Genomic DNA, 13,907 nt, shown 5'->3' on the forward strand with positions numbered 1-13,907 from the left:
ATTGCCGCGGACTTGTCTTTTTGAGGACGGTTCGCTTTAGAGCACGACCTATCGGGAGGAGATTGGACCTATGAACAAAAAGAGCGTACGCGATGTCGACGTTCAAGGCAAAAAAGTGTTTGTCCGCGTCGACTTTAACGTCCCGCTTGAAAACGGCGCGATTACGGACGACACCCGCATCCGCGAGACGCTGCCGACGATCCGCTTTCTGATCGAGCGCGGCGCCAAAGTCATTCTCGCCAGCCACCTCGGCCGCCCGAAGGGCGCGGTTGTCGAAGAGCTTCGCCTGACTCCGGTCGCGGCGCGCCTTTCCGAGCTGCTGGGCAAGCCCGTCGCGAAAGCCGACGAAGCGATCGGCGACGCCGTCAAGGCGAAAGTCGCGGCTTTGAACGACGGGGACGTGCTGCTGCTTGAAAACGTCCGTTTCTACGAGGGCGAAGAGAAAAACGACGCGGAGCTCGCGAAGTCGTTCGCCGAGCTGGCCGATCTGTACGTCAACGACGCGTTCGGCGCCGCTCACCGCGCCCACGCGTCGACCGAAGGCATCGCGCATCATCTGCCGGCCGTCGCCGGCCTTCTGATGGAGAAGGAACTCGACGTGCTCGGCCGCGCGCTGAACGATCCGGAGCGTCCGTTCACCGCCATCGTCGGCGGCTCCAAGGTCAAGGACAAAATCGACGTGATCAACAAGATGATCGAGATCGCGGACAACATCATTATCGGCGGCGGACTTTCCTATACGTTTTTCAAGGCGCAAGGCTATGAAATCGGCCAATCGCTGTGCGACGATTCGAAGCTGGAGCTGACGAAGGAATTCGTCGAAAAGGCGAAAAAGCTCGGCAAAAATTTCTACCTGCCGGTCGACATCGTCGTTTCCGACGACTTCAGCGCTTCGGCGAACACGAAAATCGTCGGCGTGGACGGCATCCCTTCGGACTGGGAAGGCATCGACATCGGACCGAAAACCCGCGAAATTTATGCGGACGTCATCAAAAATTCCAAGCTCGTCGTTTGGAACGGACCGATGGGCGTATTCGAAATCGAGCCGTTCTCGCACGGCACGCGGGCGGTCGCCCAAGCTTGCGCGGACACGGCGGCTTATACGGTTATCGGCGGTGGAGATTCGGCGGCCGCGGCCGAGAAGTTCCACCTGGCGGAGAAGATGGACCACATTTCCACCGGCGGCGGCGCGTCCCTGGAGTTTATGGAGGGCAAAGCCCTGCCAGGCGTCGTGGCGCTGAACGACAAGTGAGGTTGAGAAGATGAGCAGAACCCCGATTATCGCAGGCAACTGGAAAATGTTCAAAACGGTTTCCGAAGCGGTCGCTTTCGTGAACGACGTGAAGGGCAAGGCGGAGGTCGCCGGCGTCGAGAGCGTCGTCTGCGCTCCGTTCACGGCGCTTCCGGCGCTCGTCGAAGCCGTAAAAGGCACGTCCATCAAGGTCGGCGCGCAAAACCTGCACTTCGAAGACAACGGCGCGTTCACCGGCGAGATCAGCGGCGTCATGCTGAAGGATCTCGGCGTCGACTACGTCATCGTCGGCCACTCGGAGCGCCGCCAATATTTCAACGAAACGGACGAAACCGTCAACAAGAAGCTCCATGCGGCGTTCAAGCACGGGCTCGTTCCGATTTTGTGCGTCGGCGAAAAGCTCGAAGAGCGCGAAGCCGGCAAAACGAACGAAGTGAACCGCGTGCAGACGGAAGCGGCTTTCGCGGGCTTAAGCGCGGAGCAAGCGGCGCAAGTCGTCATCGCGTACGAGCCGATCTGGGCGATCGGAACGGGCAAATCGTCGACGGCGACGGACGCGAACGAAGCGATCGCGTACATCCGCAGCGTCGTCGAAGGCCTTTACGGCGCCGACGTGGCGGCCAAAGTGCGCATCCAGTACGGCGGCAGCGTCAAGCCGAACAACGTGGCCGAATATCTCGGCCAATCGGACATCGACGGCGCGCTCGTCGGCGGAGCCAGCCTGGAGCCGGCCTCGTACATCGCGCTTGTCGAGGGGGCGAAGTAAGATGAGCAGCGCTCCGAAACCGGTTGCCCTCATCATTCTCGACGGCTTCGGCCTGCGGAACGACGTCACGGGCAACGCGGTCGCGCAAGCGAACAAACCGAATTACGACAAGTACTGGTCCGAATTTCCCCATACGCAATTGACCGCGCAAGGGGAAGCCGTCGGATTGCCGGAAGGCCAGATGGGCAACTCCGAGGTCGGCCACCTCAATATCGGCGCTGGACGGATCGTCTACCAGGACTTGACCCGGATCACGAAGTCGATCCGCGAAGGGGATTTTTACCGCAACGAAACGCTGCTCGCGGCGGCTCGCCACGCCAAGCAAAACGGCAAAAAGCTGCACTTCTACGGCCTGCTGTCCGACGGCGGCGTTCACAGCCATATCGCGCACCTGTTCGCGCTGCTGGACCTGGCCAAGTCGGAGCAGCTTGACGAAGTTTACATTCATGCGTTTTTGGACGGCCGCGACGTTGCGCCGGACAGCGCGGTCGGGTACTTACAGCAGCTGCAAGCGAAGATCGACGAGGTCGGCATCGGCAAAATCGCCACGATCCAGGGCCGGTACTATGCGATGGACCGCGACAAGCGCTGGGATCGCGTCGAGAAATCGTACCGCGCCATGGTGTACGGCGACGGTCCGACCGCCGTCGATCCGGTTCAGGCGGTTAAAGCTTCGTACGAAAGCTCCGTCATGGACGAGTTCGTGCTGCCGACGGTCATCGTCGGCGCGGACGGCAAACCGGTCGGCCTCGTCGAATCGGGCGACTCGGTCATTTTCTTCAATTTCCGTCCCGACCGGGCGATCCAGCTTTCGCAGGTGTTCACGAACGAAGACTTCCGCGGCTTCGACCGCGGCGAGAAGGCGCCGAAGGATTTGCACTTCGTCTGCCTGACGCTGTTCTCCGAGACGGTCGGCGGCTTCGTCGCCTACAAGCCGAAGGAGCTCGACAACACGCTCGGCGAAGTGCTCGTGCAGCAGGGCAAGAAGCAGCTGCGGATCGCCGAAACCGAGAAGTATCCGCACGTCACGTTTTTCTTCAGCGGCGGACGCGACGTCCAGCTGCCGGGAGAGACGCGGATTCTGATCAATTCGCCGAAGGTGGCCACGTACGACCTGAAGCCGGAAATGAGCGCCTACGAGGTCGCGGACGCCGCGGTGAAGGAAATCGAAGAAGACAAGCATGACGCGATCATTCTCAATTTCGCCAACCCCGACATGGTCGGCCACTCCGGTCTCCTGGAACCGACGATCAAAGCGGTGGAGGCGACCGACGAATGCCTCGGCCGCGTCGTCGACGCCGTTCTCGCGAAAGGCGGCGTGGCGGTCATCATCGCCGACCACGGCAACGCCGACATGGTCATCGACGAAAACGGCCGTCCGCACACCGCGCATACGACGAATCCGGTGCCGTGCATCGTGACCAAGAAAGGCGTCGCGCTGCGCGACGGCGGCATTCTGGCGGATGTGGCGCCGACGCTGCTGACGCTGCTGGAGCTGCCGCAGCCGGCGGAGATGACGGGCCAAACGCTGATTCAAAACGCTTAAATCGCCGACGCCGCGTTATCCAGCGGTCCGGACGAAATAAAATACGATTAATAGGAGTGTTTTCACGATGACGATCATTTCCGACGTTTACGCACGCGAAGTCCTCGACTCCCGCGGCAATCCGACCGTTGAAGTCGAAGTAACCCTGGAATCCGGCGCTCGCGGCACGGCCATCGTGCCGTCCGGCGCTTCCACCGGCGCTTACGAGGCCGTCGAACTGCGCGACGGCGACAAGGACCGCTACCTGGGCAAAGGCGTACTGAAAGCCGTCGAAAACGTCAACTCGATCATCGCGCCGGAAATCATCGGTTACGACGCGCTGGATCAAGTGGCGATCGACCGCAAAATGATCGAGCTGGACGGCACGCCGAACAAGGCGAAGCTGGGCGCCAACGCCATCCTGGCCGTCTCCATCGCCGTGGCTCGCGCAGCCGCCGACGCTCTCGACGTTTCGCTTTCCGCTTACCTGGGCGGCTTCAACGCCAAAGTTCTGCCGGTTCCGATGATGAACATCGTCAACGGCGGCGCTCACGCCGACAACAACGTCGACGTGCAAGAGTTCATGGTCCTGCCGGTCGGCGCTCCTTCCTTCAAGGAAGCTCTGCGCACGGGCGCGGAAATTTTCCATGCTCTGAAAGCCGTTCTGAAGGCAAAAGGCCTGAACACGGCCGTAGGCGACGAAGGCGGCTTCGCGCCGAACTTCGGCTCCAACGAAGAAGCTTTGTCCACGATCATCGAAGCGATCGAAAAAGCGGGCTACAAGCCGGGCGTCGACGTGTTCCTCGGCATGGACGTCGCTTCCACCGAATTTTTCAAAGACGGCAAGTACCACCTGGAAGGCGAAGGCAAGTCCTTCACCTCCGCGGAATTCGTCGATCTGCTCGCGAGCTGGGTAGACAAATACCCGCTGATCACGATCGAAGACGGCTGTTCCGAAGACGACTGGGAAGGCTGGAAGCTGCTCACCGAAAAGCTGGGCGACAAAGTCCAACTCGTCGGCGACGACCTGTTCGTCACGAACACCGAGCGCCTGTCCCAAGGCATCGAGAAGGGCATCGGCAACTCGATCCTCGTCAAGGTCAACCAAATCGGCTCCCTGACCGAAACGTTCGACGCGATCGAAATGGCGAAGCGCGCCGGCTACACGGCCGTCATCTCGCACCGTTCCGGCGAATCCGAAGACAGCACGATCGCCGACATCGCGGTCGCGACGAACGCCGGCCAAATCAAAACCGGCGCTCCGTCCCGTACGGACCGCGTAGCGAAGTACAACCAGCTGCTTCGCATCGAAGACCGCCTGGGCAGCACCGCGCAATACGCCGGCAAGTCCGCGTTCTACAACCTGCGCAGCTTCAAGTAATTTCGCTTTTCGAAGCCCGCGCTTGCGATACATTTCCTTCGAAAGACGGATCCGACCGCGTTTACGCTCGGGTTCGTCTTTTTTATTCGAAAAGAATTTCCGGGACAAAGTTCATCGCGGCCTTGGCGGCAATAGGCGGACCCGATCGGTGAACCAAATGCCATAAGAACACGGCCAAAACGGCGGTTTCGCGAAAGAAGGCGTTTCCCTATAATGTGAGGTAGACATGCGCTTCGCCCACGCGGGAAAGCGCACGAATCGAATCGATACGTTCAGGAGGTTTTTTCCGATGAGCAAGCCGCAATTGGGCATTCAGCTTTATTCCGTTCGCGACCGGAGCGAGCGCGATTTTCTCGGAACGATCCGCGAGATGGCGGAAATCGGATATCGCAACGTGGAATTGGCGGGAATTTTCGGCCACTCGGCCCGCGAGGTTCGCCAAACGCTTGACGACGCCGGACTTAAGGCGCCTTCGGCCCATATCGGGCTGCCGTTCAAGGAGCCGGAAAAAATCGGCGAGCACTTGAAGCAGCAGATCGAGATCGCGTTGGAAATCGGACTCAAGCGCTTCATCGTGCCGGCCTATCCGCTTGCGGAAGTGCCGACGGAGGACGACGTGGCGAAATTCGCGGCGGCTTTGCAAGAAGCGGGCGAAACCGTGAAAGCGGCCGGCCTCGAATTCGGCTATCACAACCATGCTTTCGAGTTCAAGACGGTTAATGGCAAAGCAGTCATCGATCATCTGCTGGAGCGGGTTTCCCCGGACTTGCTGTTCGCGGAATTCGACCTCGGTTGGGTTAAAGTAGGCGGCCAGGATCCGGCGGCTTACGTTCGCAAATACGCGGGACGGGTGCCGGTCGTGCACGCCAAGGATTTCAAGGATGACGGCGTCGACACGGAAATCGGACGCGGCTCGGTCGATTGGGATTCGGCGCTCGCGGCTTGCGAGGAAACGGGCGTCGAGTATGTCATCATTGAGCAGGAACGCTACGACGTGAATTCCCTGGAGAGCGCCAAGCTGAACTACGCTTGGTTCAAAGCGCGGGGCTACGAGTAAAGATGCGAAAAAGGTTCGGCCCATTCCGGCAGGCGCTGCGGCGGGCCGGGCCTTTTTTGTTTTGTGGGGGAGCCGAGATAATGGGGGCTGGACAAAAAGGGGAGCAGGCGGACTACATAAGAGGGTGTTGCGGCGGATACCGCCAAAGTGGTGCACGGGGTGCACTACATGAGAGGATGTTGGGGTGAAAACCGCCAAAGTGGTGCACCGGGTGCACTACATGAGAGGGTGTTGCGGCGGATACCGCCAAAGTGGTGCACCGGGTGCACTACACGAATGGAATTGGCGCGTTAGGCCGAATTTTTTTCCGTTTTCCGCGTATACATCGCTTCAATTTTTTTGCTGATCCATAGCGACGCCGCGATAAAGGCGACGACATACAGCAATTGCAGCGGATGCTCGACGAACCGGGACAAATCGTATCCGATGATCGATACGGACATCACCATAATCGCTTTGCCGAAGGCGATCGCGATCAGGAAAGACCCGAACCGCATGCGCGCCAAGCCCGCCGCGATATTGATGACGACGAACGGACCGACAGGAAAAAGGCTGAGCAAAAAGACGTAGCTGAATCCGTTTCGCCGGATCCAAACCATGCTTTTTTGCACTTTGGGCTTGCGGGCCCAGCGGTCCAAAAAGGGGTGGCCGGCGATTTTTTTCACGATCCAGAACGTCGTCAGGCAACCGGCGACGATGCCGATCCAGGAATAAAGAAAGCCGAGCCACAGCCCGTAAACGGCGGCGTTTACTCCGACGATTAACAGCGTCGGCAGCGGCGGCACGAACGATTTGGCGAACGTAAGGAGAATGCCGGGGAGAGGGCCGAGCGCGCGAAATTGCTCCAGCCAGCTTTTCAGGTCCTCTTCGGTCAAGTTTTTTAAGGTATCGACAATATCCATCGGTGCACGTCCCTCTAAGGATTGAAACGCCGAACGGGCGGCGCGAACCGCTGCGCAACAACAGGCCGCATGCGATCCTAAACAGAGTTTACACTACATGGCACAAGTTGCAAATGCCGACCGGAGGACGACGATGTTCATCGTTCATTCGTCGGCAAGTTCCCGCGAGCGGCCGCTGATCGGAAGAAAGACGGAGATGGCGGAGGAGCGGAAAAAATTTGCGGCGGACCGGAGACGAACCCGAAAGCAGGTATGCAAACGTACGGAGGAGACAAGTCAAAAAAGCCGGGATTCGTTAGAAACATGATCGAGCCCATCGCGGCAAGCTATGAGGAATTTCCGGCATCGGCAGCGTCTGCCGAAGGAATGAAGACGATTCCGATGGATGAGGAGGCGATATTTTGCCGGGTGATTTACCGGCATCCTTACTGTCAACGCGACGGCTACCCTCTGCATATGCACCTGATTTTGCCCGCTCAGCATCAGAAGCCCGAAAAGCGATGGCCGCTGCTCGTTTATGTGCAGGGTTCGGCCTGGCGGAAGCAGGAACTGGACCTGAACCTGGCTTCGCTCTCGTGGGTCGCCCGACGCGGCTATGCCGTCGCGATCGCCGAATATCGCCCGTCCGACGTGGCCCCGTTCCCCGCGCAAATACAGGATGCGAAAACGGCGATCCGTTATTTGCGCAAATGGTTCGGCGAGGATTGAGCAGGCAATCGACGCCGCGCCGCGCGCCGTTCCCGGCATGCGGCGCGGCTTGCGGAAGGCGAGGAGTCCTCCGAAGCGGGGGGCGGGTGCCGGTCGTCACTTGCCGATCCGCCGCCCGTCGGCGGCATGGACCGGATAATGGGACCGGGGGATGCCCCGTTCCGCCATTTCGGTCACAAAATTGCCTCGAATGACGGCGGATTCGGTCTTTTGCGCCGCCTGCGCATTCGCTATTCTGAAAGAAGAAGATCCGCGCCGGCCGGGCCCCGCAAGGGCTGTGCGCCGCCTGCCGCCGCCATCGCGCCGCGGCCTGGCGCACGGCGCCTTCGGTGCCGGAACGCGCGTGACGGGAGGCCAAGATGTCGACTTCTTACCGGCTGTTCAAATGGGTCAGCTACGCCGAAGGCATATCCTTTCTCGTGCTGCTGCTGATTGCGATGCCATTAAAGTATATGGTGGATATTCCCGAGCCGGTCACGGTTATCGGAATGATTCACGGCGTTCTTTTTGCCGCGTACGTGGCCGGGATCGCCTGGATGACGATTTTGCACCGCTGGCGGTGGGTTTGGGCGCTCGGGGCGCTGGCCGCCGCTTTTCTCCCGTTCGGTCCGTTCGTTTTCGAGGCGTTTTTGAAGCGCAAATGGGCATCGTGACCCGCTGCGAAAGCAGGTTGTCACCCAGGTGCGGCTATGGTAGAATAGAAATACTGTTGTCTGCATAGCGCAATGGAGGTGGAAGCAATGGAAGCACTTGAAGTAATCTTGAAAATTTTGCTGATCATTTTCTCGCTTGGCCTGATTACTGTCGTCCTTCTTCAACGCGGGAAGAGCGCGGGGCTGTCGGGCGCCATCTCCGGCGGGGCAGAGCACTTGTTCGGCAAGCAGAAGGCACGCGGCCTGGACCTGTTTTTACAGCGTCTGACGGTCGGACTGGCGGTCGGCTTTTTCGTTTTGTCGCTGGTCGTAGCCTATGTCGTAAAAGCGTAAATCGGACGGGAACCAAACGGGGAGCGATCGCTTCTCGTTTTTTTTATGCGGTTGACAGGGCGGCTGATCTGATTGCAACCGGCCGAAAGCGTGTATACTATAGCAGGACGAGGTGATGCCGGTGCCATTGTGTACGGAGCAGGAGCTGCTCGATTTCATGCGCGAAAGCGCGTATAAACCATTGACGTACCAAGAGCTGGAAAAGCATTTCGAATTGGAGGACGCCGCGGAATTCAAGGCGTTTTTGAAGCTGTTGAACGAACTGGAGCATCAGGGAAAAATCATGCGGACCCGCACGGAGCGCTACGGCGTGCCCGAGCGGATGAATCTGGTGCGCGGCAGGCTGCAGGCGCATGCGAAAGGCTTCGCCTTCCTGCTGCCGGACGAGCAGGACCATCCCGACCTGTATATTCACGCCAACGACTTGAAGGGCGCCATGAACGGCGACATCGTGCTGGGGCGCGTGACGTCGAAGAGCGAAGGCGGCTCCCGGATGGAAGGGGAAGTCGTCCGCATCGTCAGGCGCGCGGTGACCCAGGTCGTCGGCACGTTTGAAAACCACGAAAGCTACGGCTTCGTGCTGCCGGACGACAAGCGGATCAATAAAGATATTTTTGTCCGGCCCGAAGGGTTTCACGGCGCGGTGACCGGGCAGAAGGTCGTCGTCAGCATCATTCATTACCCGGAAGGCCGTTCGGCGGCGGAAGGCGAAATCGTCGAAATTCTCGGCCATAAGGACGATCCGGGCGTCGATATTTTGAGCATCATTCGCAAGCACGGACTGCCGGAAGCTTTTCCGGCGGAAGCGCTGGCCGAGGCGGAGGCCGCTCCGGATACGATCCGGGAGGACGAAATCGCGGAGCAAGGCCGCCGCGACCTCCGCAACCGGGCGATCGTGACGATCGACGGCGAGGACGCCAAGGATCTCGACGACGCGGTCAACGTGGAGCGGCTTCCGAACGGAAATTTGCTGCTCGGCGTCCATATCGCGGACGTCGGCTACTACGTCCGCGAGAAGTCCCGGCTTGACGAGGAGGCGTACAGTCGCGGGTGCAGCGTGTACCTGGTCGACCGCGTCATTCCGATGCTGCCGCACCGGCTGTCGAACGGCATTTGCTCGCTTCACCCGAAGGTGGACCGGCTGACGCTGACGTGCGAGATGGAATTCGAGCCGAAGACGCTGCGGCGGGTTCGCCACGACATTTATACGAGCGTGATCCGCACGGCGGAGCGGATGACGTATACGAACGTGCGCAAAATTTTGGTCGACAAGGATCCCGAGCTGCTGGAGCGCTACGCGCCGCTGGTCGACATGTTCCGACTGATGGAGGAGCTGGCGATGGGGCTGCGGAAGAGCCGGATGCAGCGCGGGGCGATCGATTTCGATTTTCAGGAATCGAAGGTGATCGTGGACGAGGAAGGCAAGCCGGTCGATATCGTGAAAAGGGAGCGCTCCGTCGCGGAGCAGATCATCGAGGAGTTCATGCTTGCGGCGAACGAGACGGTCGCGGAACACTTTCACTGGCTGAAGGTGCCGTTTCTGTACCGGATTCACGAGGAGCCGGACAGCGAAAAGCTGATGACGTTCGTGCAGTTCGCGAGCAACTTCGGCTACGCCGTGCGCGGCAAGGGCAATTCGGTGCACCCGCGCGCGCTGCAAACGCTGCTGGAGGAAATCCGCGACACGAAGGAAGAGACGGTCATCAGCACGATGATGCTCCGCTCGATGAAGCAGGCGAAGTACGACTCGCAAAGCCTCGGGCATTTCGGGCTGGCGGCGGAGTTTTACACTCACTTCACGTCGCCGATTCGCCGGTATCCGGATCTGGTCATCCACCGGATTATCCGCGAGACGCTCGAAAGCGGCGGCATGCCGAAGGAGGACCGGCTCGATGCGCTCGCGCAGCGGATGCCGGATATCGCGCAGCAGTCGTCCGAACGCGAGCGGGTGGCGGTCGACGCGGAGCGCGACACGGAGAAGCTGAAGAAAGCCGAGTTCATGCTGGACAAAATCGGCGAGGAGTTCGACGGCATCATCAGCGGCGTGACGGGCTTCGGCATGTTCGTGGAGCTGGAAAACACGGTGGAAGGGCTCATTCGGCTGAGCGACCTTTCCGACGACTACTACCACTTCCACGAGCTGCACATGGCGCTCATCGGCGAGCGCACGTCGAAAATGTACCGCATCGGCGACGAGGTCCGCATTCGCGTCGCGCGCGTCAACATGGACGACTATAACATCGACTTCGAGATGGTCGACATGAAGCCTCGCCGCGCAGGCAAGATGAACGTCGTCGGCGCCGGAGCGTTCGGGGGCGGCCGCGGCGGATTCGGCCGCAAGAAGCGCAGCCGCCGGGAAGAGCCGGCGGCGTTCGGCGGCGCGGCCGCGGGCGGCGGCAAGCGCCGCAAGGGCGCCGGCGTCGCGGCTGGCGCGGCCGCGGCGGGGCGCAAGAGCAAGCAGCGCCGGGGCAGCGGCGGCGTTGCGCTGGGGGCGGCGCCGGGAGCGGGCGCCGCAGAGCCGCCGCTCCGCGCGAAGCGGGGCGGCAAGGGCGGCTCCGCCGCCGCCGGAGCCGGCGGCGGGAAGGGAGCCGGCCGGCGCGGCGGGCGGCCGGCACCGGCGGAGGCGGCGGAGTTCGCCGTCGAGCCGCCGGTGAACCGCGACTCGGCGGACTACATTCCGCCGGCCCCCGCCCGCAAAGTCGCGCTCGACATGTGGGGCCTGCCGATCCCGCCTGCCGGCCGCCGCTCCCGGAACCATGACGACGATGAGGTCGGGTTCACCGTTTCCCGGGGCCGAAAACGGGGGTCCGGCGAGAGAGCCGCGGGCACCGGCGGATCCGCGGGTATCATCGGTGCCGTCGGTGCCGTCGGTGGCCGGAAACGGAACGGCAGCAAGAAAAAACCGGCCCTGACGCTTGCCCCCGCAGGCGAAAAGGCCGCCAAGCCGTCCAAACGCAAAAAAACGAAAAAGTAGCGAAAACGCAACGTCGCAGAGAGTCGTCCGCTCGTCCGGACGGCTTTTTTTGCATAGACTTGCGTTGCGGCGGGCATGACGTTCCGGTATCCTCAGGCAGGGAGGCTGGTCGGGCGGGAACGAACGACGGACCGATCCGCAAAGCCGAAGCCTCTCCGGGCAGGATCCGCATCGGGAATTCTGCACGGAGAGGCGCAAGGCAAGCGAAAATTCGGTTTTAAAAATCGAAGTTTTCCGGATCGGGACCGACGCGGCGGTTTTCGTTCAAAGCGTCGATGCGCTTCATATCGTCCTTCGCGAGTTCGAAGTCGAAGACGTTCGCGTTTTCGGCGATGCGGGTTTCTTTCGTGGACTTCGGGATCGTGACGACGCCGTGCTGCAGATCCCAGCGCAGAATGATTTGGGCCGCAGTTTTGCCGTACTTGGCCGCAAGCTCCGCCAGCAACGGATGATCCAGCAGCTGGCCTTGCATGAGCGGCGACCAGGCCTCCATTTGGATGCCGCGTTCTTCGCAGTACGCGCGCAGAGGCTCTTGCGTCAACAGCGGATGGAATTCGACTTGGTTGACCATCGGCACGATCTCGGCGCTTTCCTTCAGCTCTTCCAAATGCCGGATTTGAAAATTGCTCACGCCGATCGCCCGGACTTTTCCCCGGTTATACAGGGTTTCGAGCGCCTTCCAGGCTTCCTTGTATTTTCCCTCCACCGGCCAATGGATGAGGTACAGGTCCAAATAGTCGAGGCCCAGCTTTTGCAGGCTCGCCTCGTACGCGGCCAATGTTTGCTCGTAGCCCAGGTCGGTGTTCCACACCTTGGATGTTACGAACAGGCTTTCTCTTGCCAGTCCGGTTTCCGCGAGCGCTTCGCGGATCCCCTGCCCGACGCCGGTCTCGTTTTGATAGATCGCCGCGGTGTCGATGCTCCGGTAGCCGAGCTTGACCGCCGACCGGAGAGCTTTCACGAGCTCGCTTCCTTCTTGAACCTGGAAAACGCCGATGCCAAGCCAAGGCATGTCGACTCCGTTGCGAAGCTTAATCGTATCTTGCAAATGTCGTGCTTTCATTGTTTGTATCCCTCCTTATTTATTGAGAGCCGGCCGAACGGGCATCCCGGTTTTCGAGCGCGCGAGCCCGGAACGTCAGCGCGACGGCGGCTCCGACCATCAAGGCGCCTACCCAAGGCGTATGAATCAGGCCCAGCGTATCCGTTACGATTCCGCCCAGGTACGCTCCGAACGCGATTCCGGCGTTAAAAGCGGCGATGTTGATCGCCGAAGCGACATCCACCGCTTTGGGCACGAACCGTTCGGCCAATACGACGACGTAAGACTGCAGGCCGGGCACGTTCATGAACGCGAGGAGCCCCATCAGAAAGACGGTCGCGAGACTGGCTGCCGGATAAGGCGCGGTAAACGTGAAAACGAGCAGCACGACGGCCTGAACGGAGAACATGACCAGCAGCGCGGACACGGGGTTCCGATTGGCCGTTTTCCCGCCTACGGCGTTGCCGATGGCGATCGCCGCGCCGTACAGCACGAGGATGAGCGCCACCGTTTTTTCCGGAAAGCCGCTGATTTCGTGAAGCATCGGCGACAGATACGTGTAAACGACGAAGGTGCCGCCGTATCCCAGCGCGGTGATGATAAACATCAGCAGCAACCGGCCGTTCGCAATTACTTTCGCCTGATCCCGAAAGGAAACCGACGTGCCCTTGCGCAAACCCGAAGACGGAACAAGGGTCAGATTGGCGAAAAAGGCGACGGCTCCGACAACCGTAATGAGCCAAAACGCGATTCTCCAGCCCAGTTCCTGGCCGATATAGGTTCCCAGCGGCACGCCGGCCACGGTGGCGACGGTCAGGCCGGAGAACATGATCGAGATGGCGCTGGCCCTGCGGTTCTCGGGAACGAGGTCGGCGGCGATGGTCGACCCGACGGACATGAACACGCCGTGCGAGAACGCCGAGACGACGCGGGCGGCCAGCAGCACGCCGATGCTTCCGGCGGACGCGGCCAGGGCGTTTCCGGCGATGAAGACGAACATGATCCAGAGCAGCAGCGTTTTGCGCGGGACGCCGGAAGTCAGAGCGGTCAAAACGGGAGCCCCGAACGTTACGCCCAAAGCGTAGAGGGTTACGGTAAGGCCCGCAGCGGTGACCGATATATGCAAATCATCGGAAATGAGCGGCAGCAGCCCGACGCTGATAAATTCCGTCGCTCCGATGGCGAATGCGCTGATCGCCAGCGCCAGCAGCGCCGGCGCGCTTGTTTTTCGGTTATGCGTCATCTCTCTCTCTCCACTCCATAGGTTGTTGTTGCCGGCCGGCGAATGTTATTATGAATTAAACGGACAATAAA

At 60.6% G+C, this 13,907-nt stretch carries 12 protein-coding genes; 9 read left to right on the top strand and 3 right to left on the bottom strand.

Annotated features, from left to right (window positions below; genetic code table 11):
• The first annotated feature begins 70 nt into the window (after nucleotides 1-70).
• The 5 genes from B7E11_RS01355 (at nucleotide 71) to B7E11_RS01375 (ending at nucleotide 5,981) form a co-directional block, all read left to right on the top strand.
• A complete protein-coding gene (locus B7E11_RS01355; protein WP_080831852.1) occupies nucleotides 71-1,252 on the top strand; it encodes a phosphoglycerate kinase in 1,182 nt (393 codons plus the stop codon).
• A gap of 10 nt (nucleotides 1,253-1,262) precedes the next feature.
• Complete coding sequence (gene tpiA, locus B7E11_RS01360) at nucleotides 1,263-2,018, top strand: triose-phosphate isomerase (protein ID WP_080831853.1); 756 nt, start codon at nucleotides 1,263-1,265, stop codon at nucleotides 2,016-2,018.
• Between the two features lies 1 nt (nucleotide 2,019).
• Nucleotides 2,020-3,564 carry a 2,3-bisphosphoglycerate-independent phosphoglycerate mutase gene (gene gpmI, locus B7E11_RS01365; RefSeq protein ID WP_080831854.1) on the top strand — a complete coding sequence of 515 codons (1,545 nt, stop codon included), beginning with the start codon at nucleotides 2,020-2,022 and terminating at the stop codon, nucleotides 3,562-3,564.
• A gap of 67 nt (nucleotides 3,565-3,631) precedes the next feature.
• Nucleotides 3,632-4,924, top strand: coding sequence for a phosphopyruvate hydratase (gene eno, locus B7E11_RS01370; RefSeq protein WP_080831855.1), 1,293 nt, complete (start codon nucleotides 3,632-3,634; stop codon nucleotides 4,922-4,924).
• Between the two features lie 289 nt (nucleotides 4,925-5,213).
• On the top strand, nucleotides 5,214-5,981 hold the full coding sequence (locus B7E11_RS01375; protein ID WP_080831902.1) for a sugar phosphate isomerase/epimerase family protein: 768 nt from the start codon (nucleotides 5,214-5,216) through the stop codon (nucleotides 5,979-5,981).
• A 290-nt stretch (nucleotides 5,982-6,271) separates the two neighbouring features.
• On the opposite strand, the gene B7E11_RS01380 is transcribed toward B7E11_RS01375, so the two are convergent.
• Complete coding sequence (locus tag B7E11_RS01380) at nucleotides 6,272-6,883, bottom strand: TVP38/TMEM64 family protein (RefSeq protein ID WP_080831856.1); 612 nt, start codon at nucleotides 6,881-6,883, stop codon at nucleotides 6,272-6,274.
• Nucleotides 6,884-7,186: 303 nt separating this feature from the next.
• On the opposite strand from B7E11_RS01380, the gene B7E11_RS29305 reads away from it, so the two are divergent.
• The 4 genes from B7E11_RS29305 (at nucleotide 7,187) to rnr (ending at nucleotide 11,551) form a co-directional block, all read left to right on the top strand.
• Nucleotides 7,187-7,591, top strand: coding sequence for an alpha/beta hydrolase family protein (locus tag B7E11_RS29305; RefSeq protein WP_080831857.1), 405 nt, complete (start codon nucleotides 7,187-7,189; stop codon nucleotides 7,589-7,591).
• A gap of 359 nt (nucleotides 7,592-7,950) precedes the next feature.
• Nucleotides 7,951-8,244 carry a DUF3817 domain-containing protein gene (locus B7E11_RS01390; protein ID WP_080831858.1) on the top strand — a complete coding sequence of 98 codons (294 nt, stop codon included), beginning with the start codon at nucleotides 7,951-7,953 and terminating at the stop codon, nucleotides 8,242-8,244.
• 87 nt (nucleotides 8,245-8,331) lie between these two features.
• Nucleotides 8,332-8,577 carry a preprotein translocase subunit SecG gene (gene secG / locus B7E11_RS01395; protein WP_080831859.1) on the top strand — a complete coding sequence of 82 codons (246 nt, stop codon included), beginning with the start codon at nucleotides 8,332-8,334 and terminating at the stop codon, nucleotides 8,575-8,577.
• Nucleotides 8,578-8,692: 115 nt separating this feature from the next.
• Nucleotides 8,693-11,551, top strand: a complete 2,859-nt coding sequence (gene rnr, locus B7E11_RS01400) for a ribonuclease R (RefSeq protein WP_139787030.1) — start codon at nucleotides 8,693-8,695, stop codon at nucleotides 11,549-11,551.
• 217 nt (nucleotides 11,552-11,768) lie between these two features.
• On the opposite strand, the gene B7E11_RS01410 is transcribed toward rnr, so the two are convergent.
• Together B7E11_RS01410 and B7E11_RS01415 are read right to left on the bottom strand one after the other, a co-directional pair.
• Nucleotides 11,769-12,614: an aldo/keto reductase gene (locus B7E11_RS01410; protein ID WP_080831861.1), complete on the bottom strand. Its 846-nt coding sequence runs from the start codon at nucleotides 12,612-12,614 to the stop codon at nucleotides 11,769-11,771.
• A 19-nt stretch (nucleotides 12,615-12,633) separates the two neighbouring features.
• On the bottom strand, nucleotides 12,634-13,836 hold the full coding sequence (locus B7E11_RS01415; protein ID WP_080831862.1) for an MFS transporter: 1,203 nt from the start codon (nucleotides 13,834-13,836) through the stop codon (nucleotides 12,634-12,636).
• Nucleotides 13,837-13,907 lie beyond the last annotated feature (71 nt).

It is taken from the genome of Cohnella massiliensis (assembly GCF_900169535.1).
Classification (GTDB): domain Bacteria; phylum Bacillota; class Bacilli; order Paenibacillales; family Paenibacillaceae; genus Cohnella; species Cohnella algarum.

Coding starts and splice junctions, on each gene's coding strand:
- B7E11_RS01355 (WP_080831852.1), top strand. CDS start 71: ATGAACAAAAAGAGCGTACGCGATGTCGACGTTCAAGGCAAAAAAGTG.
- B7E11_RS01380 (WP_080831856.1), bottom strand. CDS start 6,883: ATGGATATTGTCGATACCTTAAAAAACTTGACCGAAGAGGACCTGAAA.
- B7E11_RS01375 (WP_080831902.1), top strand. CDS start 5,214: ATGAGCAAGCCGCAATTGGGCATTCAGCTTTATTCCGTTCGCGACCGG.
- B7E11_RS01415 (WP_080831862.1), bottom strand. CDS start 13,836: ATGACGCATAACCGAAAAACAAGCGCGCCGGCGCTGCTGGCGCTGGCG.
- gpmI (WP_080831854.1), top strand. CDS start 2,020: ATGAGCAGCGCTCCGAAACCGGTTGCCCTCATCATTCTCGACGGCTTC.
- secG (WP_080831859.1), top strand. CDS start 8,332: ATGGAAGCACTTGAAGTAATCTTGAAAATTTTGCTGATCATTTTCTCG.
- tpiA (WP_080831853.1), top strand. CDS start 1,263: ATGAGCAGAACCCCGATTATCGCAGGCAACTGGAAAATGTTCAAAACG.
- rnr (WP_139787030.1), top strand. CDS start 8,693: ATGCCGGTGCCATTGTGTACGGAGCAGGAGCTGCTCGATTTCATGCGC.
- B7E11_RS29305 (WP_080831857.1), top strand. CDS start 7,187: ATGATCGAGCCCATCGCGGCAAGCTATGAGGAATTTCCGGCATCGGCA.
- B7E11_RS01390 (WP_080831858.1), top strand. CDS start 7,951: ATGTCGACTTCTTACCGGCTGTTCAAATGGGTCAGCTACGCCGAAGGC.
- B7E11_RS01410 (WP_080831861.1), bottom strand. CDS start 12,614: ATGAAAGCACGACATTTGCAAGATACGATTAAGCTTCGCAACGGAGTC.
- eno (WP_080831855.1), top strand. CDS start 3,632: ATGACGATCATTTCCGACGTTTACGCACGCGAAGTCCTCGACTCCCGC.